17 protein-coding genes are annotated in these 23,249 nt (G+C 39.8%); 3 read left to right on the top strand and 14 right to left on the bottom strand.

The window, feature by feature from the left end; all coding sequences use genetic code 11:
• The first annotated feature begins 70 nt into the window (after nucleotides 1-70).
• A complete protein-coding gene (locus M3226_RS03910) occupies nucleotides 71-1,363 on the top strand; it encodes a CitMHS family transporter (protein ID WP_251562782.1) in 1,293 nt (430 codons plus the stop codon).
• 70 nt (nucleotides 1,364-1,433) lie between these two features.
• On the top strand, nucleotides 1,434-2,357 hold the full coding sequence (locus tag M3226_RS03915) for an AEC family transporter (RefSeq protein WP_251562784.1): 924 nt from the start codon (nucleotides 1,434-1,436) through the stop codon (nucleotides 2,355-2,357).
• A 41-nt stretch (nucleotides 2,358-2,398) separates the two neighbouring features.
• Here the strand turns inward: M3226_RS03915 and M3226_RS03920 are convergent, their stop codons facing one another.
• Together M3226_RS03920 and M3226_RS03925 are read right to left on the bottom strand one after the other, a co-directional pair.
• Nucleotides 2,399-3,568 (bottom strand): MFS transporter, encoded by a 1,170-nt coding sequence (locus tag M3226_RS03920; RefSeq protein ID WP_251562786.1) that lies wholly within the window; start codon nucleotides 3,566-3,568, stop codon nucleotides 2,399-2,401.
• 74 nt (nucleotides 3,569-3,642) lie between these two features.
• Nucleotides 3,643-4,104, bottom strand: coding sequence for a low molecular weight protein-tyrosine-phosphatase (locus M3226_RS03925; RefSeq protein ID WP_251562788.1), 462 nt, complete (start codon nucleotides 4,102-4,104; stop codon nucleotides 3,643-3,645).
• Nucleotides 4,105-4,248: 144 nt separating this feature from the next.
• Between M3226_RS03925 and pabB the strand changes: the two genes are divergently transcribed.
• Complete coding sequence (gene pabB / locus M3226_RS03930; protein WP_251562791.1) at nucleotides 4,249-5,997, top strand: aminodeoxychorismate synthase component I; 1,749 nt, start codon at nucleotides 4,249-4,251, stop codon at nucleotides 5,995-5,997.
• Between the two features lie 664 nt (nucleotides 5,998-6,661).
• On the opposite strand, the gene M3226_RS03935 is transcribed toward pabB, so the two are convergent.
• From M3226_RS03935 to M3226_RS03990, 12 genes are all read right to left on the bottom strand, one after another.
• Nucleotides 6,662-7,831 carry an IS256 family transposase gene (locus M3226_RS03935; protein ID WP_251562792.1) on the bottom strand — a complete coding sequence of 390 codons (1,170 nt, stop codon included), beginning with the start codon at nucleotides 7,829-7,831 and terminating at the stop codon, nucleotides 6,662-6,664.
• Between the two features lie 263 nt (nucleotides 7,832-8,094).
• Entirely contained in the window at nucleotides 8,095-9,078 is a 984-nt protein-coding gene (locus M3226_RS03940) for an aldo/keto reductase (RefSeq protein ID WP_251562794.1), read from the bottom strand.
• Nucleotides 9,079-9,117: 39 nt separating this feature from the next.
• Complete coding sequence (locus tag M3226_RS03945; protein ID WP_251562796.1) at nucleotides 9,118-9,774, bottom strand: SGNH/GDSL hydrolase family protein; 657 nt, start codon at nucleotides 9,772-9,774, stop codon at nucleotides 9,118-9,120.
• Nucleotides 9,775-9,832: 58 nt separating this feature from the next.
• Entirely contained in the window at nucleotides 9,833-13,252 is a 3,420-nt protein-coding gene (locus tag M3226_RS03950; RefSeq protein ID WP_251562798.1) for a glycoside hydrolase family 2 TIM barrel-domain containing protein, read from the bottom strand.
• Nucleotides 13,253-13,433: 181 nt separating this feature from the next.
• The gene (locus M3226_RS03955; RefSeq protein ID WP_251562800.1) at nucleotides 13,434-14,000 is read right to left on the bottom strand and encodes a ThuA domain-containing protein; all 567 of its coding nucleotides are present in this window, start codon (nucleotides 13,998-14,000) and stop codon (nucleotides 13,434-13,436) included.
• Between the two features lie 28 nt (nucleotides 14,001-14,028).
• On the bottom strand, nucleotides 14,029-14,724 hold the full coding sequence (locus M3226_RS03960; protein WP_251562802.1) for an SDR family NAD(P)-dependent oxidoreductase: 696 nt from the start codon (nucleotides 14,722-14,724) through the stop codon (nucleotides 14,029-14,031).
• A gap of 41 nt (nucleotides 14,725-14,765) precedes the next feature.
• Complete coding sequence (locus tag M3226_RS03965; RefSeq protein ID WP_251562804.1) at nucleotides 14,766-15,242, bottom strand: VOC family protein; 477 nt, start codon at nucleotides 15,240-15,242, stop codon at nucleotides 14,766-14,768.
• 40 nt (nucleotides 15,243-15,282) lie between these two features.
• The gene (locus M3226_RS03970; RefSeq protein WP_251562806.1) at nucleotides 15,283-16,344 is read right to left on the bottom strand and encodes an NAD(P)-dependent alcohol dehydrogenase; all 1,062 of its coding nucleotides are present in this window, start codon (nucleotides 16,342-16,344) and stop codon (nucleotides 15,283-15,285) included.
• Between the two features lie 27 nt (nucleotides 16,345-16,371).
• Nucleotides 16,372-17,982: a glycoside hydrolase family 43 protein gene (locus tag M3226_RS03975; RefSeq protein WP_251562808.1), complete on the bottom strand. Its 1,611-nt coding sequence runs from the start codon at nucleotides 17,980-17,982 to the stop codon at nucleotides 16,372-16,374.
• Nucleotides 17,983-18,411: 429 nt separating this feature from the next.
• Nucleotides 18,412-19,413 carry a Gfo/Idh/MocA family protein gene (locus tag M3226_RS03980; protein ID WP_251562810.1) on the bottom strand — a complete coding sequence of 334 codons (1,002 nt, stop codon included), beginning with the start codon at nucleotides 19,411-19,413 and terminating at the stop codon, nucleotides 18,412-18,414.
• Nucleotides 19,414-19,661: 248 nt separating this feature from the next.
• On the bottom strand, nucleotides 19,662-21,035 hold the full coding sequence (locus M3226_RS03985) for an MATE family efflux transporter (RefSeq protein WP_251562812.1): 1,374 nt from the start codon (nucleotides 21,033-21,035) through the stop codon (nucleotides 19,662-19,664).
• 47 nt (nucleotides 21,036-21,082) lie between these two features.
• Nucleotides 21,083-23,194 carry an alpha-glucuronidase family glycosyl hydrolase gene (locus M3226_RS03990; protein WP_251562814.1) on the bottom strand — a complete coding sequence of 704 codons (2,112 nt, stop codon included), beginning with the start codon at nucleotides 23,192-23,194 and terminating at the stop codon, nucleotides 21,083-21,085.
• Between the last annotated feature and the right edge of the window lie 55 nt (nucleotides 23,195-23,249).

Genomic DNA, 23,249 nt, shown 5'->3' on the forward strand with positions numbered 1-23,249 from the left:
TATTATGTAATCGTTTTCAATCCCTAATATTTAGACTATTATAAATTTATAAACAAAAGGGGTGGGAACGATGCTTGCAACTTTAGGATTTTTAATGATTCTTATTTTTATGATTTTAATTATGACCAAACGGTTATCTGCGATGATTGCACTCATGGTTGTACCCGTTATCTTTGCCTTACTAGGGGGGTTCGGTAAAGAAATGGGGCCGATGGCGCTTGAAGGGATCAAAAGCGTCGCACCAACCGGGATCATGATTCTGTTTGCAATTCTCTTTTTCGGAATTATGATTGATGCTGGAGTCTTTGATCCTATTATTTCAACGATTTTAAAACTTGTAAAAGGGGACCCTGTAAAAATTGCCATTGGAACAGCAGTCCTTGCATTATTAATTTCTCTTGATGGTGATGGAACTACTACTTATATGATTACCATTTCAGCCATGCTTCCATTGTATAAACGGATTGGTATGAAACCTATAGTCCTTGCTGGAATCGCCGTCTCTGCTTCTGGAGTAATGAATCTCCTTCCATGGGGAGGGCCTACTGCGAGAGCTATGACCGCACTACATCTTGAAATGGGAGATATTTTTACTCCTGTAATACCAAGTATGATAGGCGGAGTGTTGTTTGTATTATTTATGGCGTTTTGCCTTGGCAGAAAAGAGCGCAAACGAATTGGTGTTTTAGAAATCGACTATAGTACTCTTGCTTTGATGGCAGCAACAACAGAGGATGCTTTCCTAAAACGTCCAAAGTTAATTGTTGTAAACTACCTGCTTACCATTATCCTATTAGTGGCGCTTATTCAGGAATTACTGCCTAGTACAGTTTTATTTATGATTGGATTTGCGATTGCAATTACCATCAATTATCCAAATATACATGAACAAAAAGAACGGATTATGCACTATGCTGATAATGCATTGTCTGTTGTATCGATGGTTTTTGCAGCGGGGATCTTTACAGGTATTCTTGCAGGGACAAAAATGGTGGATGCGATGGCAAATACGATGATTACTCATATTCCAGCGGAGTTGGGCTCTCATTTTGCCCTTATTACGGCGATAATCAGCGCACCATTTACATTCTTTATGTCAAATGATGCATTTTATTACGGGGTACTTCCATTACTTGCGAAAGCCGCTAGCGGGTATGGAATCGACCCGGCAATGATTGGCCGTGCATCGTTATTGGGACTACCAGTCCATTTATTAAGCCCATTAGTACCTTCAACCTATTTATTAGTAGGGATGGTTGGATCAGATTTCGGAGATTTACAGCGCTCCTTTTTAAAATGGGCTTGCGGTTCGACAGCGGTGATGATATTAGTTGCACTAGTGCTTACAATCATACCAATCTAACATTCTAGTAAAATCCAAAAGCTCCTTGAATGGAGCTTTTGGATTTTGTTTTTAAAAATAGGAGAGTCTTATGGAAGTCTTTTTTCTCATTTTATTAAATGTGGTTTTACCAGTATTTCTTTTAATTGCAGCAGGTGTATTGCTGCATCGGAAGTTTAAGTTTGATATGAGCACATTATCCAAATTAAATACGTATTTTCTAATGCCTGCTGTAGGCTTTGTGAACATCTATCAAAATAACGTTGGCAGAGAAACGCTGGTACATATTATTGGTTTTTTAGTTATCCAATGTACATGTTTAATGATCATAAGTGCGGTGATATCAAAAACAGCAAAGTTTGATAGCGGTCTGTCATCCACTTTTAAAAATAGTATTGTGCTAAATAATGCTGGTAACTTTGGGCTGCCAGTAAGTCAGTTGGTTTTTCAACATAACCCATTAGGGGCGTCCATTCAGATTGTTGTTATGATTTTTCAAAATTTGTTAACCTATACCTATGGATTGTTTAATTCGGTTTCCGTCGACCAAAGAGGTTTTAAAGCGTTGAAGGAATTTTTAAAAAACCCTGTGATTTATGCATTTTTATTAGGATTGATTCTGCACTCCTGCCATGTTAAAATTCCGTCTTTTATTTGGACACCTATCCATAATACGTCGAATGCGTTCTTGGCAGTTGCATTAGTTACTCTTGGTGCACAAAGTGCTTATATAAAAATAAGTCGTATTTCTCTACCGCTGTTTTTAAGTTTATTTGGCCGTTTAATTCTCTCTCCATTGATAGCGATGGTTATTATTACTACATTAAATTTAGACGGAACGACGGCACAGGCGTTGTTTATTGCCAGCTCTTTTCCTACCTCACGAAACAGTGCTCTTTTCGCATTGGAGTATGGAAATCATCCAGAATATGCGGCACAGGTTGTTTTAATGTCAACTATACTTAGTATGATTACAGTAACAACGGTTGTTTACTTATCGACCATTTTATTCTAAAAAGACCGTTTAGCTAAGTAAACGGTCTTTTTGAAGGCTTACTATACTGTCGCCTTTTGTACGGCGCTGGCTTCTTTTAAGAAAATAAATATAAAAACGATAAAGGTAATAAAAGCCACCACGGAATTATATAAAAATACTTCCCGCATTCCAACATATTCGCTGGCAATCCCGCCTGCCATGCTTCCTATTATTCTAGCTAAACCTAAACTAATTAATCCATTCATCGTTTGTCCTGAGGCCTTAAGTTCTTTAGGCACCTCCTGATTTATATAGATAGCAAGCGTAACGGATAATACGATAAAAATTAATCCATGCAGCATTTGAATCGGAAGGAGGAGATACGGATTATGGACAAAATAACAGAACAGCCACCGCAGACCAGCGAAAAAGGCAGTACTTACTAAGACAGCGGGAATACCAAATCGCTCAATGATTTTATGGCCGAATAGTAAAAAAGGAACCTCACTGATGGATGCGAAAAGCATAGACCAGCCAAGCATACTATTATCTGCACCTAGCTGATTAAAGTAAATCGGGAAAAAAGCATAATAATACCCAAGGGTAATTTGAACGATAAAATTTAATAATATAAACAACATAAGTTTTCGGTTTTTTAATAAAACAAGTAGAGAAACCTTGTTTTTACTAGACTGATGCCCTTTTATTTTGGGCAATTGAGTGCAGATTATAAGGGTTAGCAGCATTACAAGAGAGTAAACGATAAATATACTACTAATATTCTTTTTTGCCACTATCCCAAAAGCAACCGACATTATTGCAAAACCTATCGTTCCTGCTAGACGAATTGGACCAAAATTCCATTTGGTTCGAGCAAGATGTTCTAAAGTAATTGCGTCGTTTAAAGGATATATTGATGTTTGAAAAAAGGTGACAAGGCAAATGATTAGCAATAAATAAAGATACTGATTGGATACCGGCAGTAACAATATGGAAACAGCACTTCCCAAAGCTAATAATTGAAGGACTCGGTTTTTACTTTCTGCCCGATCCCCAATACTTCCCCACAGTGGCTGTGCCAGAATGGCAACCAATGGACCGAAGCTTAATAGTGTAGCAATGGAGGTCTGACTTAAACCAATACTTTTTAAGTAGACAGGCATAAATGTACCATAGACGGCATTGCCCATATAAGAAACTGCGTACAAACAAAGAAATAGTAGATAGATGCGAGTTGATTTTTCCCCCAAGAAGTTCACCTCAATAATTCAATATGTCATCCAAGTAAACATACATAAACTTACAAGCTGGATAACCATTATTTTTAGTAATGTTCGTTGTGAATTTTCTTCAATAATGCTTGGCAGCCTTCGGATACCAGCTGATATGTTTCTTCAAAATCCCCGGTATAATATGGGTCAGGTACATCCTTTTGGTGTTCCGTTAAATCTAGCAGACGGAGGATTTTAGGATGCTTTGGATGTCCGGTTATTTCGAAGATGTTCGTTATATTACTATCATCCATTCCTACTATATAATCGAACTTCTCAAAATCCTGCTTTGTTAATTGACGTCCAACAAGATCATTTGCTGAAATGTTATATTTCTTCAAAATAGCAAGGGTACCTTTATGAGGCGGAGAACCAATATGCCACGAGCTCGTAGCAGCGGAATCCACTGAAATTTTGTCGGACAAATTTTCTTTTTCTACTAAGTCACGAAATAATGCTTCCGCCATAGGTGAACGGCAAATGTTCCCTAGGCACACAAATAAAACGTTAATCATATTATAAGCTCCTTTAATTTTTTTACGATACTCTTTAACATATTATAATAGTAGATAAAATAAAAGAAAAAGAGTTGCTTTTAACATTATTTATTGTCACTATTTATAATGTGGAAAAAAATTAATTATTAAAGGAACGTCACGATGGATACTAAAAGTAAAGAACCATGGTTAGTTTTTGAATTTGCTAATTCAGAGGGTGATATTAATCCTCTTATATTTAAAAGGCCACTTAAAGTGATAGCGGCTTTAACCATAAATGAAGTTTTGCCCTGTCTTAAACTTGTTCAGGAAGAAGTAAATAACGGTTACTATGCCGCTGGATTTTTATCGTATGAAAGCGCACCTGCTTTTGATGCGGCATTTATTACCAATAAGGAAAGTACAATGCCATTAATATGGTTTGGTATTTTTGCTGAACCAGAATACCAAAGCTTTAGGAGTGCAGGAACTTATGCACTTACAGATTGGGAACCTTCCGTTAGTTTAGAAGAATATAATCAATCAATCCAAGCGATAAAGGACGGAATCGAGAGGGGCGACACCTACCAAACTAACTATACCATCCGACTTCATAGCCATTTCGAGGGAGATGATTTTGCCTTTTTTGAGAAGTTGAAAAAGGCTCAGTCTTCCGATTATTGTGCTTATATCAACACCGGAGAGTATAGTATTTTATCGGCATCACCTGAATTGTTTTTCCGCCTGCAGGATGAAACCATTATCACTCGACCTATGAAAGGGACTATTAAACGGGGGAAATCCTTTGAAGAGGATGAGGCTAATGCCCGTTGGTTATATTTTTCTGAAAAAAACCGGGCCGAAAATGTCATGATTGTAGATATGCTTAGAAATGACTTATCCCTTGTGGCGGATTTTGGGACAGTTGAAGTTCCAAAGCTATATGAAATTGAGCCCTATCCGACTGTTTATCAAATGACTTCAACCATTACAGGAAGAGTCGCCGAAAATACTGAGCTTATCGATATCTTTAGGGCACTCTTTCCTTGTGCCTCCATTACCGGTGCACCAAAGGTCAGCACGATGAGAATTATTGCAGAATTGGAACCAGAGCCGCGTGAGGTATATTGTGGGGCAATCGGTTATATAACACCAAATAAAGAAGCGGTATTCAATGTACCAATTAGAACAGTCTTGATTGATCAGCAATCAGGTATAGCTACATATGGGGTTGGGGGAGGAATTACGTGGGATTCTACCTCTGAGGGGGAATATGACGAGGTTCTTGCAAAAGCAAGTTTACTTGAGGAAGATAGACCAGAGTTCGAGCTTCTCGAAAGCCTCCTATTGGAGTATGGAAAGTATTTCTTGTTAAAAGAACACCTTGAACGATTAAAAAAATCAGCCAAATACTTTGGATTTTCAGTTGATATTGAATGTATCCAAACGAAATTGGATCAATTCGCCAGCAGAACCAATGGGAAGCTAAAAGTAAGGCTCTTAGTAAATAAGAAAGGCGTAGTAACAATAGATGCGCAGCCTGTATTAGCGCAGCCTACTCCAATAAAGGTTATTCTTGCCGGTAAACCGGTTGATAAAGATCATACGTTTCTTTATCACAAAACAACCAATCGGTCAATCTATACTGATTTTCAATTAACTAAGCCTTCTGATGTTTTTGATATCTTACTTTGGAATAAAGACGAAGAATTAACAGAATTTACGAATGGTAATCTTGTCTTAGAATTAGACGGGAAATTATGGACTCCACCTGTCAATAGCGGTCTGCTTGCCGGTACCTTCCGGGAGATGTTAATAAAGGAAGGGATCATTCATGAGAAAGTTTTAACGATTGCGGATTTACAGCAAAGCTCAAAGGTTTGGTTTATTAACAGTGTGCGTAAATGGTTAGAAGTGGAATTAGTGGAGTAGTATAGACCATATTTAGTGCATTTGCGAGGATGATTTCAGACAAGGGCAGGGGATCACAAAGAATAGTTCAAAGACAAAGCTGTTTCGAACAGGGGAGCAGGAAAATACCAAGACATTTAGAGTATCCAATACCAAGGACATTGGCGATTGTGATTAATTGGAAAGAACAAATAGGGATTCAATGAAGGATATTGACGGCCGAAGTTAAATGGAAAAAACAAAATGGGTCGTCAATAAAGGGTGTTGACGACCGAAGTTAAATGGAAAGAACAAAATGGGTCGTCAATAAAGGGTGTTGACGACCGAAATTAAATGGAAAGAACAAAATGGGTCGTCAATAAAGGGTATTGACGACCGAAATTAAATGGAAAGAGTCAAGTCCATTAAATTGTGTAAAATTATCAACAATGAAATTTTTCGCAACGCTCATAATTATCGTAAGTGGACTACGCTATTTCGAATTTACATTGAGGGGCGGGCATGATAGCCTGGAGGGCAAGCCAGGGGTTGTTAAACTCCTGGCTTCCTGGCTTTACATCATGCCCGCAGAGGCTCGATGTCAATTCGAAATTAGGCCATCCACTACACCTTAATACTACTTTCTTTAGCACTCTAATTTGAGGGTAACTCGGTTCCCTAACGGAAACTAACAAATATAGTATGCTTACTCATTTCCTACAGGTACCTTTTTATTTGCTTGTTCTTCTGCAATATCGATCAATACTGCTCCTATTAATCGGAACGCCGATTGTGTATTAGGAAAAATTCGTATAACTTGTTCCCTTCTCCTAACCTCTTGATTTAATCGTTCTAACGAGTTCGTGCTACGAATAAATACGTGGTATTTAGAAGGTTGGTTCAAGTATTGAATGGCATCTTCGAAGCCCTCTTCTAATGTTTCTATAGCCTTTTGTAGTTTTGGATTTTCTCCAAAACTCAATAAAAACTCCTCTTTGAATTCCCTAGCATCTTCAACTTTTACAGCATCAAATATTCTCTTTAAACCTATTTTCACATCATCCATGTCTTTTTTTGGCAAATGATTAAAGATATTGCGTTTGAAATGTACTGTGCAGCGTTGCCAAGTAGTCCCCACAAATTCTTTCAAAATGGCCTTTTTTAGGCCTTTATGTGCGTCTGAAATGATTAATTTAGGTGATTGTAGTCCTCGTGATTGTAGGTACTGAAAAAATCTTTGCCAAGCCTCAAAACTCTCAGAGTGATCTACCTTTAAGCCTAGGATTTCCCGACCGTTATGTTCATTAATCGCAGTAGCGATATAAACAGCCTTAGACACTACACGGTGATGTTCTCTAACTTTAATGTACATGGCATCTGCAAAAATGTAGGGATAATATGTTGTATTAAGAGGTCTATTTGCCCATGTGTTAACAATAGGATCTAGCTTCTCTGTTAGGGAAGAAACAAAAGATTTTGAGACGCTCTCCCCACATAATTGTTCCACAATATTTTTCACCTTCCGAGTAGAAACCCCATTCACAACCATTTCAAGCATTGAAATGGCAAAAGCTTGATCACACCGGGAATATTTTTCAAATACGGATGGCGAAAATTCTCCATTACGCGTACGAGGTACCTTCAAGGAAATTTTACCGACACTCAACAGTAACTCCCGTTCATAGTAACCATTTCGGTAGTCACGACGATCCGATGTACGTTCGTAAGTCCCAGCCTGTAAATAGTCATCACGTTCTTTTTCCATCACTGAATTTAAAACTAGAACAAGGGAAGCTTTAATAACAGTGTTTAAATCGGAATTCATTACATAGTCTTTTAAATCATCAATATTTAGGTTAAACTGAATTTGAGTCATGATTAATTCCTCCTCATTGTTTTCGTCGCTGTTAACATTGTTGACAAGAGGAATTAATTTGACTCCTTTTCTTTTTACACAATTATACGGACTTAATCCTTTTTTCTCTTGCTCGGTCGTCAATAACGTCTATTGACTACCCTTCGCACTCTTTTTTCTCCTGCTCGGTAGTCATTAACGTCTATTGACTACCCTTGGTACCCTTTTTTCTCTTGCTCGGTCGACAATAACGTCTATTGATTACCCCTCTAGAGGCCGAACCATTAATAAGGCCCTCTAATAGAATTCTTTACTTTTTCCTGATAAAAACTTTGAAGCTTCTGTTTTTCTTCTTCTGTAAACGATTGGGTATCCAATGCAGACAGATTTTGTTCCACTTGTTTCACGTTTTTAAATCCAGGGATGATGCAGGTAATCTCTTTTTGATCTAAAATCCAGCGTAGCGCGGCGCTAGCCATAGATTTTCTGCCTTCTGCTATCCATTTAAGCTGGTCAGCTAATTCCACACCCTTTTGGAAACCCAGTCCGGCAAACGTTTCTCCCACGTTAAAAGCCTCTCCATTTTCATTAAAACGGCGGTGATCATCCGCTTCAAACACATGGTTACTTGTAAATTTCCCTGTAAGCAATCCGCTTGCAAGCGGTAATCTTACAAGAAGTCCCACTCCCTTTTTATAAGCTTCAGGAAGTAAATCCTCTAATGGCTTTTGACGGAAAATATTAAAAATAATCTGAAGGCTTTTTACATTTGGGTTTTCTAAACAAATTAAGCCCTCTTCGACTGTTTCCACACTAACCCCGTATTGCTTGATTTTCCCTTCTTGCTTCAATCGATCAAGTACTCCAAATACTCTGCCATCCCGTAATATTTCAGTTGCAGGGCAATGGATTTGATACAAATCAATCGCTTCCCGTTTTAGGCGGCGGAGACTGTCCTCACAATAGGCACTTACTTTCTCATAGCTGTAATTTTGCGGGTCAAAAATATCTCCCTTACGGCAAAACTTCGTTGCGATATGGACTTGATCTTCGCGCCCCTTTGTAGCTTTTGCCAATAGCTCTTCACTATGACCGTCGCCGTAAACATCGGCTGTATCAAAAAAATTAACACCTTGCCCAATCGCATAATCCAAGGATTTCAGGGCTTCCTCGTCGCTAGTCTTCCCCCATGATCCTCCAATCGCCCATGTTCCAAAGCTGACTTCACTAATCTTGATCCCTGTATTTCCTAATTCACGATAATTCATTTCGTCATCTCTCCCAAAAAATTAATGAATTGAATATTGTTAAGAGCGATCCCACATAAATCCGATTGCCTTCAAGAATGCCCTAGCCAAAACCATATGTCCTGCAGCCGATGGATGAACACGATCCCAGGCGATAGTTGCCGGATAGAGCTCCTTTAAGATTTCATTAAAAGCTGCCTGTGTATCTACAAATAAACTACCAGTCTCTTCGGCCACCTTTCGAACGATTTGTCCATATTGGTCCATTGTTTTCCGCATCTGGTCCTGTTCATTGCTTTCCAAATAAAATGGAGTCATAAGGACAAGGCCCTTTGTGAGTGGCTTGGTTTCTGTAACAAGCTTACGCAAAGTTTCCTCATATTCGTCAGCATATACGTGCCATTCTTTGATGAAAGGCGTATCATACTGCCGCCAAACATCATTGATGCCAATCATAATCGATAACCAGTCTGGTTCTTGATTAATGACATCTTCCTGCCATCTGTTCTTTAAATCGCGAACGGTATTTCCGCTGATTCCTTTGTTCACCACTCGGATGCCCAGTTCCGGATAAACAGCCTGCAGCAGTGCATCCACATTTGATACATAGCCTTTCCCTAAGGCACCAAATAACCCTTCTCCTTCAGGTTTCGCTCTCTCACAATCTGTTACGGAATCACCAATAAATAGTAGTTTTTGAGCTGGTACAAGCTTCATTCATTTTCCCTCCATATCCATTTACATGACCTACTAAAAAATTCGAGCGAGTAATACTCTACCTTTCAAAACGGAACCAGCCAAAATCAAAATTGCTTCCCGGCAGGAAGATAAAGGTCACTTTTTGTATTCCGGTGATTCTTTCCACTTCAAATATTCGCTCTTCATAGTCATCCGATTGCGTAAATTCAACGAGTTGATTGGATTCTCCTGCTTCGTTAGCAAAGCGGATATGAATGGTATTTTTATCAATTGGCGACCTGCCAAAAATCACAAGTTTTGCTGCCCCTTCACTGGTAAAATCCAGCTGTTCAAACTCTAGTGAAACATTGTTTCCGATTCCTTCAACGTTATTTTCTCTTACTGTAAACGTATCCCCATAGATATGGTCACTATCGGCAGCGAGATTTCTTTCGAAGGCCCTATTCTTCTTTTCAAAAGAAAATCCTTTAATATGGACCTTCTTATCGAGGACAAAACAAATGGAAGTAATACCTTGGAGTCTTTTGGACAATTGATACGTTTCTTCTTGATAGACATTCCACTTGGATTCTTTTTGATAGATAACATCCGCCAGTAACTCACTTCCAGCTTCATCAGGCATTCCTTCCCAAATCTGCAAGGAATACTCTTCGCTTGATAAGGCAAAAATCGGAATCGTTATCATATCTGAACCATATGTTCCAAAGTCAATTCCTCGAAAACCTACCTGTGTTTCACCATCTCTAGCGGTAGCTATTCCTCTTTCGTTTCCGTTTCCGACTTCACCTTTACTATAATCATAGAGTCCTGCAGAGATAAATCCATAAGGATCTTTATAGGCAGTACCAAGACCCTCTACCGTAAATTCCAGCTGAGAGATTAATTTCGTTTTGTCCGTACCATTCTTACTGGTACAACGAACGCGGAATTCTCCGTCTCCTAATGCTGTAATCTTTGCTTCCTGACCAAACGCTTCTACTATGGCAATATTAGACTCAATCCCTGTTTCATTGACTGCGCTCCACTCTACTTCTCGGTAAGAAGTATTTTCCGGGAAAAATCTTGCTCGAACAATTCTCTCTTTTTGTGATGCATCAAACACTTGTCCGTCTTCGCTGATGATTTCAATCTTGCGAAGTGGGATATCTTCGCTCATGCCCATAACAATCGGCAGGTCCTGGTTCCTCGTATCTGCAGAAATCCCTTCGACCAGGTCATCTTTTACCGGTAAAGCCTCAAATTCTACTTTCTGGCTTTCTAAACCTTCGGAAGAAACCTCAAGCTGAATCGTTCCGGATTCTAGTGTCGCTCCGATGATGGCCATTAGCTTGCCGCTGAATAATCTTCTGCTTACCCCTTTATATTGGTCATAGTCGGTACTGTCCCCATTATCAAGGCCAATCAAGCGGGCAGCTCCTGTCACATCCACGCGCACCCGATTGTTAGCATTCTCCACTAGAGTCCCATTCTCATCTTCCATGCTAATTTCGACAAAAATTAAGTCCGTACCATTGGCAATTAGCTGCTTCTTGTCGGCGTGCAAACTGATTTTTTTTGCATCTCCAAAGGATTTCTTTACATCGGTTGCAATGATGCTGCCTGCTTCATCAAAGGCGATCGCTTTTAATTCCCCTTCTTCATAAGGAATTTTCCACCAGCCAGCAAGCTGTGTCCCATGTTCATGGTCAATTTCATGGGTTCCGATGGTCGTTCCATTGAATTGAAGTTCAATTTTCGGTGCATTCGAACAGACTCGTACATCAATCATTTGTCCTTTATTAAAATCCCAATAAGGCAAAATATGAACCATCGGCTTTGTCTTGTAATCTGTCCATACTGATTGATAAATGTAATAGGAATCCTTCTTAAAAGTAGCCGTATCAATCTGACCAAAATAAGAGTTTTTCGTATGGTACGGGGTAGGCTCCCCGATATAGTCAAATCCCGTCCATATAAATTGGCCAAGGGAGAAAGGTGTATCTCTTTCAGCAAGGATACAGGCTTCCGCAGATTTAGCTCCCCAGCTCGTAGAACTATTTCCAAGGGCGGAACATTGTTCGTCATCATCTGCCAATATCGATTTTTCAAATGGAAAATGATAGATTCCCCTGCTTTGCACGACAGAAGCAGTCTCACTGCCATAGATGATCCATTCCGGGTGCTCGTCATGATGTTTTTGATAATATTTTTCTCCATAGTTATAGCCGGCAACCTTTACCAGATCCGCACACTTTTGCGCGTTTTCCCACGGCATATAGTTGGATCCAATGGTTACCCTGGCATTTTCGTTTGGATCATATTTTCGCACCTCATCTATGAGCATTCTAGTTATCTCTTGCCCTCTTTCATCTGCATGGGTATCATAAATTTCATTTCCAATACTCCACATCAATAGACTTGGATGATTCCGATCACGCATGACCCAGCTTTTAATGTCCTTTAGAGCCCAATCTTTGAAAAATCTAGCGTAATCATATCGTGTTTTGGATCTTTCCCACATATCAAAGGCCTCCGAGACAATCAGGAATCCCATTTCATCGGCTAAGTCCATCCATTCTTTTGCAGGCATATTATGGGCGGTCCGGATTGCATTAACACCCATTTCTTTTAATATCGTAAATCTTCTCTTTAAGGCCGTTTTATTAAATGCGGCACCTAAAGCTCCTAAATCATGATGTTCACAAACCCCATTTAATTTCATCTTTTTACCGTTTAATTTGAAACCTTGGTTGGGATCCAGGGTAATGGTCCGAAATCCAATATTCTGTGAAACAGATTCGACTTCTTCATCTGTATTAATGGGCGTTAATTGAGTAATCAGCTGATAAAGATTTGGCTCGTCCGTGCTCCAAACCTTCGGATTTTCTACCAATAGACTTTGTTGATTATGTAAACGGGAATGACCTCCTGCAGCAATCTTCTCTGCAGATGAGGCTATGATTTTATCCTGATACATAATCGTATGAGTGAGCTGCACATCTTCAGCAAGGTTCATTTCAGTATCTACTTTAACCTGCCAGCCATCCTCATTCTGTTTGGTTGTTATGTAAATACCATCCGTTACAATATGGTTTACTTCTCTTGTTTTTAACCAGACATTCCGATAAATACCAGCTCCCGAGTACCATCTGCTATTCGGACTTTGATGCACCACTTTGACGAGAATCTCATTTTCCCCTTCCACAAGGGTGTCTGTGATCTCATGTTCAAATGATGAATATCCATACTTCCATTCGCCTATATACTGTTGATTCACATAAAGCGAAGAATCCATATACACACCATCAAAGCATAAGAGGACCTGCTTGCCTTCGCTGGAAAAGGTAAATCTCTTACGATACCATCCGATACTGTTTTCATATAGATTTCTGGTATTATAGATAAGCCAATCATGGGGCAAATCAACAGGTTCAAATGTTAGACCGGAACTATCAGGCACGTCAAGACCGCTTTTTGTAAATTCCCAGCCATCATTAAAAAGTAATTTTTTATTCATGTTTAGGTTTATTCACCTCTTACTAGATTTACTTTTAAATAGAGCTGACTTGTTTGGCCAGCTCTATTTGATTCTTTAACAAAATTTTAGCAAGCTTACTTAGAGACAATCCAATTGATACAGTTTCCCAAAACGTTCAAAAATTCTTGATTCAACAGACCCTGTTTGGTATGGGCGGGTGTTAAACAACATACCCTTCCTTCCCCAAAGAATGTGACCATCCCGCCACAGCTTGGCCATCAATGGATTCCGATTGTAAAAAGACATTGGTATTAGCCTCATCACATTGGACGAAATAATGTTCATCCGAAAATTCAAAGAAAGAAGGACCTGGAAGGAATGAATTTTTTTCTATGGTAGAATACTTTACAACCTGATGCTTTTCTGGATGATAAAGAAATGATCCTCTTAACATCTTGGTGTAGCCGCTTTCAGAAGAATAGGACGCTAATCCAGAGTGCCAAGCCAACCAGCCTCCGCCTTTTTGTACATATCTAGTAATCTCTGAAGCAAGATCCTCTGTCATCCAATCCCTTACGAGTTCATCCGTCGGATTTAAGCGATTCTCCTTAAAAAGAATCACTCCATCTGGCTGGTCTAAAAGCTCGTGTTTTAAAGTTTCATAGGATCCAAAAACGAGTTGAACCTCTTCACGTCCGAAATTGGTACGAACCGCCTCCTCAAGCGACTCTTTCGCCCACTCTGCCGGGTGATAATAATCTCCTAAAATAGCCAGCAATTTCACCATTCGCTATCCCTCACAAAAATTTGTTTAATTAAATAGGCATCGGATTTCCTTTATAATCGATAAAAACGTATTTACTTTCAACTGCCGGTCTTTGTTCAATAAGATTGAAAATTCCTTTTGCCGTATCATCAGGATTTCCTGGGGCATTTATTCCACCCATATCTGTCTTGATCCATCCAGGATGAACAGCATAAACCTGAATATTTTTCTCATTCACATATTTACTCAATTGTTGAGAAAACATATTAAGGGCGGTTTTAGATGCAGCATAAGCATAATCTCCACCATAAGCGTTTGCAATACTTCCCGCTTCAGAAGAAATATTGATAATGGATGAACTGTCGCCCAATAACAATAAAGGAAGGAAATGTTTGACGACTCTCATTGGACCAAACAGATTGATATCAAAGGATACTTGAACTTGATCCAAGTCTAAATCTTCTATTTTTTCATCCCGTCCCAACAGGATTCCAGCATTATTAATAATGGCGTCAATGGTTCCAAATTGCTCTTTGACAAAATTGGCAGCTTGTAGTACAGAATCTTCCTTTGTCACATCTAATGGAACAATCGTAATAGACTTTGAGAATTCAAGATCAGATAATTTTTCTCTTCCTTGTTCTGGATCTCTAACTCCTGCAACAATATGATGTCCTTTTTCTGCCCCTAATTTGGCGAGCGCCAATCCTAAGCCTCGATTGGCACCTGTTATTAAAATCCTCATCTTATAATCACCTGCCTGCAAAATTTAATTGGGAGTCTCTTTTAATTGTCATTTTCTAATAGCTCTAAAATAATTTTTAAATCCTTAAAGGTATCCATGTATGCATACCTTCCTCCTGTGTACTCGCCTTTTTGCATTAAGGGCATTTGGTTTCTTTCCATCAGAGTAATTTTTTCTTTCATCCCTTTTATAATGAAAGCAATATGATGCGGACCTTCACCATGCTCGTCGAGGTATTCTCTCCATGTACTTGGATGCTGGTCTGGTTCAATTAATTCTAATTGAAGAGACCCCATATCAAAGAAGGCGAGTTTGGCACGTGCTTCGGTTGAATTCCCTTTATATTCTGTCTCGGCTTTATCCACCGCATCAGTATGACTCCAGCCCGGATTTTTCACACCAAAGAAATCAGCATACGCTTGACTGGTTTTTTCAATATCATGAACAAGGATTCCAATTTGAGCAATGACATTCGTACCGAGTATATTTTTCTCTGCAACTTGATCTATATTAGCCATAAAATTCCCTCTTTTCGATAGTTAAATTGATTACAGCCGCCTATACATTTTTCTTATCTGGATAAATCATAATCTTGATGCTGGTATCCTTTTGTGTCCTAGCCATCTCCACGGCTTCCTTGATGTCACTTAGCGCATACTTATGTGTAATCACTTTTTCAATATCACAATCAGATTTACCTAACGCCTGAATGGCCGCAGGATAGGTGTTGGCATAGCGAAAAAGACCATAAACATCAATTTCTCCATCAATTAACTGATTGATATCAAGGGGAATTTCATTTGTGGTTGGCATTCCAACGAAAACAATTCTTCCGCCACGATTGACCACTTTTACGGTATCCGAAATAGCCCTTTGATTCCCCGATGATTCTACAACGACGGTAATACCTTTTCCACCAGTTCGTTCTTCAAGCCGCTCTTTCACATTTTCATTAAGCGGATCAAGCACATCCGTTACTCCCATTTCCAGAGCTAGTTCTCTGCGAAAAGGAACCACATCACTGGCATAAATCTCTGTAACACCAAACATTTTTGCTGCCTGAATGGCAAGTAAGCCAATTGGACCGAGTCCGCTGATAAATACGCGGTCTGCTTGTGTCACCTTTCCGCGATTCATCGCATGAAAACCTACTGATAACGGCTCAAGCAAGGCACCTTCCTCATAACTCATGGTGTCTGGCAATTTAAACAGCATATCGCTTCGAATCGCGATATACTCAGCCCAAGCACCATCCACTGGCGGGGTGGCCAAAAACACAACATCAGGACATAAATTATATCTTCCCGACTTACAATAATCACATCTTCCACAAGTGACCCCTGGTTCTACTGCTACTCGGTCGCCTACGGATACATTGGTAACAGAATCTCCTACCTTTACAACTTCTCCGGCTAATTCATGTCCTAGAATAATCGGCTCTTTTACGACATAACGGCCGATTTTTCCATGTTCATAATAATGGACATCTGAACCACAGACACCAATGCAATACACTTTGATTAATGCTTCATCTTCCTTGGGCTCCGGAATGTTGATTTGTTTTACTTCCATATCGAGTGGCTTTGCCATCACTGCGGCATTCATTGAACCTGTTGTCATATCCTTTTATCCTTTCTCGAGGTACGTTTATTTTTCATCTCGTTCACGGTAGGTAAAAAAGTCAAAATCCGCATGTTTCTTCCTGCCGCTTAAATCTTGGGCACATAAGCCAATAAATGCGCCTGTGAATCCCTGATCGAGTAATGTACCGCCCTTTTTCAGTTCCACATGATCATCAGATATTTTGCTGGCATCTAAGACTGGGCCGATCTTAGCCCAATTGATACCGTCTTCAGAAAAGTAGAATTGGAGCTCCGCATAATGAAGATCGGCTTTTAAGAATACTTGGTTCCAACCGTCTATTGATATTGGAGTGTCGAGCGGCTCTGTGTAGACCCCCTGGTCACTGGCGATAATCCCAATACATTTGCCTAGCTCTTCGTCATGACTTATCCAAAGATAGTAGTAATTTCGACTGTTGTAATAGTAAACAAGCCCAGCCATCTGTTGAAAGGTTTCCGGTTCAAATTCCACAACAGTCTCAGCTGTTACCGAAAAGGCCTGCTGTCTGCGGGCGATCAAGCTTTGTCTATGTGAAGAACTAAACGATTCTCTTCCTTTTAATCTTAAATAACCTGGTCTCTCTTTGATAGAAACCCATTCTTCTGTAAATGGTACTCGAAGGGAACTAAAATGAATGCTTGGTTCTTCCCCATCAAAATGATCGGTTTCAGGCTCTCTTTCAAAAGGGCATTCAGGTAATGAAGGAAGTTCCACTTTTGCATCCGGACTAGTAGTTCCATTCGCAAGCCTGAGCCATCCATCTTCGGTCCAAACTCCTTTTTGAATTGCTGTCTCCCTGCCAAGATTGCAGTTCATCGAAGGCTTCAGAGGGCGTCCTGTTAGATGAACTAAATACAGCTCATTTGTTTGTGTATGGACGATGCTGGCATGTCCCGCCTTTTGAAGTTCAAGCTCCGGTTTGCCAGACGAAGTCAAAATTGGTCCTGTGGGGTCAACCTCGTAAGGGCCGAATAATGACTCGGAGCGGGCCACTGTGACTGCATGCTCAAATCTTGTCCCACCTTCAGCAGTCATCAAATAATAATAATCATTGTGCTTATATAAATGAGGGGCTTCTGTTAATCCTAACTTTGTTCCTTTAAAGATATTATGGATCGGTCCGATTAATTTCTTCTCCTCAGGGGAATATTCCTGAAGCAAGATGCCGCCAAAGGAATTTTTGTTTTTCCGGTGATCCCACACCATATTCACAAGCCATTTTCTCCCGTCGTCATCATGAAATAGGGATGGATCAAACCCACTGCTATTTAAATAAATCGGTTCGGACCATGGACCCATAATATCGTTAGCAGTAATGAGATAATTGTGGGTATCTTTAAATGGTCCAATATGACTTTTCACATCGGTGTAGATTAAGTAGAATGTTCCATTATCATAGCTCAAGCATGGAGCCCATACTCCTCCAGAATCCGGATCCCCAAGCATATCCACTTGACTTTTACGTGTTAATGGATGGGTTAGTAATCTCCAATTCTTTAAATCTCTTGAATAATGGATTTGTACCCCGGGAAACCATTCAAAAGTGGACGTTGCAATATAATAATCATCTTCTACTCTTACAATGGAAGGATCCGGGTTAAACCCTGGCAAAATCGGATTCGTAACGAAAGACACTACAATCTCCTCCTTAGTTGATAAAATTTCTACGTTTATTAAAAAACCTAATTTTATTATATCACCGCCTACTTAGTTTGCGTATTCAACAAACTAAGTTTTTTTATATAAAAGCTTAATGGCTTACTATTTTTAGTAATAGCATTCTTGTAAGTCCAGCCAATCGATTTTGGCTTGGGTTAGCTGAATATGCAGCCTCTCCATACTGGAATGCATTCCAGCTGTTGTCATTGGATCTAATGACGTACAAGTCGACGAAGGGTCGATTTAACGCATAGGCTAAGGCAATTTGGATTAGTGAAACACTGTTTTTTTCACCCCAGCTCCTCTTCCTCTGCCCTGCGACCGCTCCCAATTGTCTTCATGAAAAGCGAGCCATTTCTGGATCATCTGTTTGATTGGGAGAACCATACGAATGAAATTTTAATTTTAAATAAGTGACACCCGCTGTTTATTTTTTGCCGATAACAAACACGCATCGATGACTTTCATATTTCTGATAGCATCTTCCGCTGGAAAACGGGGCGATGTGCCGCCAATAATACTTTTGGCAAATTCATCCACCTGGATGGTATACTGATTAAGTTCTTTACTTGGTTCGGTTCGTGTTTCCCCTTCAACGGTAACTTTAAAATCCCCTCCTAAATCGGAATTTACGATAAAGGCGTTTGGAATATCTATCCTTCCTTTTGTCCCTACAATTTGAAGGGTATTTTGAAAATGAGCCCACATGCCGCACATAATGGTTACTCCAATATTTTCAGGGAACTCAATTAAGCCAGATACCATCATATCGACATGATCATGTTCGGGTGAGAAAAATGTTTGTACGGTAACCGCTTCTGGTTCCCGCTCCAACAAATATCTTGCTGCACTAATCGGATAACAACCAACATCATATATGGAACCTCCGCCCCACTCAGCACGGTAGCGGACATTGTCTTTGTCTCCGGCATTATTAAAGGTAAAGGTTCCGTGCAGTCCGCGAATGGTTCCTATTTCTCCGGAATTTAAAATTTCCTTAATTCGTTCATATCGAGGGTGATAACGGTACATAAATGCTTCGCCCAGTTTCACCCCAGACTCTTTGCATGCCCAAACCATCTCTCTAGCTTCTTCCTGATTTAGGGCAAGCGGCTTTTCACATAGAACGTGCTTTCCAACTTTTGCGGCTTTTATGGTCCATTCTTTATGCAGATGATTTGGCAGGGGAATGTAAACCACGTCGATTTCAGGGTCTTGCAAAAGTGCTTCATAACTACCGTATGCTCGTTCAATGCCTAATTCAGCAGCCGTCGATCTTGCTTTCTCTAACCCCCGGCTGGCAATCGCAAGCACCACACTGGTTTCAGAGTTTTTAATTGCTGGAATTACAGAGTGGATGGCAATATTGGCACATCCTAGGACTCCCCAGCGCAGCTTCTGATTCATTTTAATTTCCTCCTAATAAACTTATGAAATTATGAACATGCTTCTAAATGTTTGTTGGATGACTAAATGAAGTATCTAAATAGCACTATTCAGCTTGACTCTAGCTAGTAGGCTAAATAAACTCAGCTTATATATTCTTCATGTCTTACCATGTTCCTTCTAATATCTCTCTTTTCCGTAAATTTTTATCTATTTCCATAAAACACCCCGCCTTTTTACGACGGGGGAAAATTGTCGATTATTCATTTTTAGGCAGTTGGTGATACTTGATTTTGAACTAAGACTTTTTTTTCCCATGCCCTGCTTTTCCATCTAAAGTACATCGTAATCCCTCTAACCCACTCATCCACAATAAAGGCGACCCAAATACCTGGCAGTCCGATTCCGAGATGTATTCCTAAGAAGTAAGCTAGCGGCACGCAAATCCCCCACATGGAGATAACGGCCATTTTAACGGAGATGGTTGTATCACCGGCTGCTCTTAGTGAACTAATCACGACCAAGTTAAACGTTCGGCCCGGCTCCAGAATGAAACAAAACAATAATAATTTGCTTCCCATGGAAATAATCTCTTTATTATCTGTAAAAATCGAAAGAAGAGATTCCCGGAAGAAACATATAAGTACGGCAATCCCAAAGGTGAGAGTAAAGCTATATTTTAAGCTTTTTAATAATTGGCGATAGGCACCATCAAAATCACGGGCACCTACCTTATAACCTATTAAAATCTGTGTTCCCTGACCCATGGCCAAGCCAAATAAAACAATATATGAATTGACGCTTTGTGTATAAACACGGGTGGTTAAGGCCGCAGCACCCAGAACAGCGATCATCGATGTTATCACCAACTGACTGGCGTTGTAGCATAGTTGTTCACTAGCAGCCGGTATACCAATTTTTAAGATTTTTTTAATTTGTGTCCGATCACTTGTTAGATAATCCTTTAATTTGATATTCAGCGAGATCCGTTTATACATAATCCAGAGGATCACCAGTAGGGCTACTGTCCTGCTTATTCCTGTAGAGATAGCCGTCCCTTTTACGCCCAGTTGAGGGAATCCCAATAAACCAAAAATCAAAATACTATTGATGGCTAAATGAATCATGTTCATGAACATAGACACAAACATCGCATCTCTCGTGTAACCATTCGCCCTTAAAATAGAGGATACCGTTTGCAATAATGCCTGGATAAAAAGAGTTCCTCCAACAATGGAAAGATATTGCTTTCCTAGTCCGGCAAGATGTTCGGGAAGATGAAAGAATGCCAAAAATTCACCTTTAAAAATGACCATGATTAAACTAATAATTAAACCAACGATAAAATTTAGCTTAATTGACATGGTCGTCACGATTTTTGCCTGTTCACGTAAACCCGCTCCCAAGTATTGGGAGAGGACCACTGCTGTCCCCATTGAAACAAAATTAAAGATGAGGATGGTAAAGAAAACTAGTTGATTCGATACCCCGACAGCGGCTACTGCATCATCAGAGATATGGGACAGCATGATGGTATCCGTGCTGCCCATAATGACTTGAAGAAAAAGTTCAATAAAAATTGGCCATGTTAACTTGAGCAAACTTACTTGTGGCGCCGCTCCCTGGCTTTTTGCCATTTCCATTACAGTTCCACCTTTGACATGAAGGTAGAAAACATTAACACATAGTCTTAATAGATTTTTCTATTTTGTTCATCTGCAATACCTGATTTTCTGTAAAAATAAGTGTTAATGATATCCCGCCACTCTTTTGAATGTGATACTTGTTCTTCTAATCTATTTAATATATCTTCATAACGCTCAGAATCTATCCGGTCCTTTAACGTTGTCCATCTTTCCTTTAATTCCTCGGCTTCTAGAACGCCTTCAAAGTGAGTATTGTAAATATGCTGAATGACTGTAACACCCGATTTTAATTTATGTGTATATGGAACATGGTGGAAGAACAACAACAATTCATCCGGACAGGTGTCAAGTGATTCGTACATTTCGGTGTTTTCTTTAAAATACTGTGCGGTGTAACCTGTACCTGTTTGGACGGTACGGTCGACCCCAATACCGTGACAGTCAGCAAAATGATAGGTACCCCAAACCGAGTATTCATAGCCATCCACATTTGGTCCATAGTGATGATGCGGATTCACCATCCAGCCTACGCCAAGTGGTGAAGTATAATGCTCATAAATTTCCCACGACTTCAGGAGCATTTGACTGATTTGTTCGTTAACCAGCTCATCTTGGCCAAAGGTCTGCCCAATCCATTCATTAGTGATGGTTTCTGCTTCAAGGTCAGGATTCCAGGTTAACCGGCCAAAACCATATAGGTTTGCCTGCGCTAAAGTATGTCCGGTCCAATTGTAGTCATTGCCAATATTAGAAACAGCCGCTATACCTGAATAACGGTATGGGAACATCGAACCGTCAACCACATGTTTTACGGGTGATCCTTCTCCATTTGCAAAAGTGTCAAAATCGAGAATTTCCTTCCATTGTGGAACTAAGTAACAAAGATGCCGTTGCTGCCCTGTGTATTCCTGTGTCACCTGAAATTCCATCATTTGGTTCGTTTGCGGCATCGCTCCAAATAACGGGGAAACCGCTTCACGTACCTGGAAATCCATCGGTCCATTTTTTATTTGTAAAATAACATTCTCATGGAACTGACCGTCAAGTGGTTTAAAGTGGTCGTATGCCGCCCGCGCACGGTCTGTCGAACGATCGCGCCAGTCCTGCAGGCAGTTATAGACGAAACACCTCCAGATGACTAAACCGCCAAATGGCTCTAAAGCTTCTGCCAGCATATTAGCCCCATCTGCATGATTACGATTATAAGTAAAAGGGCCAGGCCGGTGTTCGGAGTCTGCTTTTACAAGGAATCCTCCAAAATCAGGGATAAAGCGATATATTTCCTCCGCCTTATTTTTCCACCATTCTTTTACCACAGGATCTAATGGGTCTGCCGTGTCCAAATCGCCCAATTGAATTGTACTTGCATAATTAATACTTAGGAATGTTTTAATTCCGTAAGCTCTAAAAATACTGGCAACAACCGCTACTCGAGGAAGTAGGCTGCTTGTAATTAAATTGGTTTCGACTTGATGAACATTTACGTTATTAATAGAAATAGCATTTATCCCAACAGAAGACAGTAATCTAGCATAATCCTGAATCCTGTTTAGCTCCTCAGAGAATACGTCGTCTTTGTAGAAAATAGATTTTCCTGCATAACCTCGTTCAATACTTCCATCCATGTTATCCCACTGGTTAATCATCCTTAATTGATTCTTAGGGGATTCCACTAGGTTTAAATTATCTAATTTCTCTCGATTCTGCATGAGCCTTAATAGATGAAAAGCGGCATATAATACTCCTGCTTCTCTTTTACCTACTAGATAAATGGTGCTTTTTTCTTCCGTATTAATAGTCTTTATCATATAACCATCTTCATTGATTTGCTCAAAATCAGCATCGATCTTGTCGTCTAACAAATTTACTTCCTTCTTGGTCGCTAACACAATGCTTTTTTTTGCTCTAATACCCGATGAAATTTCAGGTTGTAAATCTAACATGGACGAAAAGGCTGTTATAAGTTCGTTTTGTGCAGATTGGATCACGATGGAATCTGCAAGACTTACAATAGTAGAAGCCCATTTTTGGTATTCCTGTACTAATGCTCCATCATCTATTTTTTGGTATTGCAGCCATGCGGCATAGCTCTCTTTATGATGGACTTTATATTGTTCCGTTACATTATTTAGAGTGTTTTCAACTATAGTGTTCATTATGAGTCCTCCTCCATATTGAAATAAGTGTTAGCGTAAGTAATTGAGGAACAAC

Source organism: Neobacillus cucumis, from assembly GCF_023715505.1.

What these genes read in the sequence shown, in the direction of transcription:
- M3226_RS03980 (WP_251562810.1), bottom strand. Translation starts at nt 19,413, where the DNA reads ATGAATCAGAAGCTGCGCTGGGGAGTCCTAGGATGTGCCAATATTGCC.
- M3226_RS03970 (WP_251562806.1), bottom strand. Translation starts at nt 16,344, where the DNA reads ATGACAACAGGTTCAATGAATGCCGCAGTGATGGCAAAGCCACTCGAT.
- M3226_RS03950 (WP_251562798.1), bottom strand. Translation starts at nt 13,252, where the DNA reads ATGAATAAAAAATTACTTTTTAATGATGGCTGGGAATTTACAAAAAGC.
- M3226_RS03915 (WP_251562784.1), top strand. Translation starts at nt 1,434, where the DNA reads ATGGAAGTCTTTTTTCTCATTTTATTAAATGTGGTTTTACCAGTATTT.
- pabB (WP_251562791.1), top strand. Translation starts at nt 4,249, where the DNA reads ATGGATACTAAAAGTAAAGAACCATGGTTAGTTTTTGAATTTGCTAAT.
- M3226_RS03985 (WP_251562812.1), bottom strand. Translation starts at nt 21,035, where the DNA reads ATGGAAATGGCAAAAAGCCAGGGAGCGGCGCCACAAGTAAGTTTGCTC.
- M3226_RS03940 (WP_251562794.1), bottom strand. Translation starts at nt 9,078, where the DNA reads ATGAATTATCGTGAATTAGGAAATACAGGGATCAAGATTAGTGAAGTC.
- M3226_RS03965 (WP_251562804.1), bottom strand. Translation starts at nt 15,242, where the DNA reads ATGGCTAATATAGATCAAGTTGCAGAGAAAAATATACTCGGTACGAAT.
- M3226_RS03925 (WP_251562788.1), bottom strand. Translation starts at nt 4,104, where the DNA reads ATGATTAACGTTTTATTTGTGTGCCTAGGGAACATTTGCCGTTCACCT.
- M3226_RS03910 (WP_251562782.1), top strand. Translation starts at nt 71, where the DNA reads ATGCTTGCAACTTTAGGATTTTTAATGATTCTTATTTTTATGATTTTA.
- M3226_RS03945 (WP_251562796.1), bottom strand. Translation starts at nt 9,774, where the DNA reads ATGAAGCTTGTACCAGCTCAAAAACTACTATTTATTGGTGATTCCGTA.
- M3226_RS03955 (WP_251562800.1), bottom strand. Translation starts at nt 14,000, where the DNA reads ATGGTGAAATTGCTGGCTATTTTAGGAGATTATTATCACCCGGCAGAG.
- M3226_RS03935 (WP_251562792.1), bottom strand. Translation starts at nt 7,831, where the DNA reads ATGACTCAAATTCAGTTTAACCTAAATATTGATGATTTAAAAGACTAT.
- M3226_RS03960 (WP_251562802.1), bottom strand. Translation starts at nt 14,724, where the DNA reads ATGAGGATTTTAATAACAGGTGCCAATCGAGGCTTAGGATTGGCGCTC.
- M3226_RS03990 (WP_251562814.1), bottom strand. Translation starts at nt 23,194, where the DNA reads ATGAACACTATAGTTGAAAACACTCTAAATAATGTAACGGAACAATAT.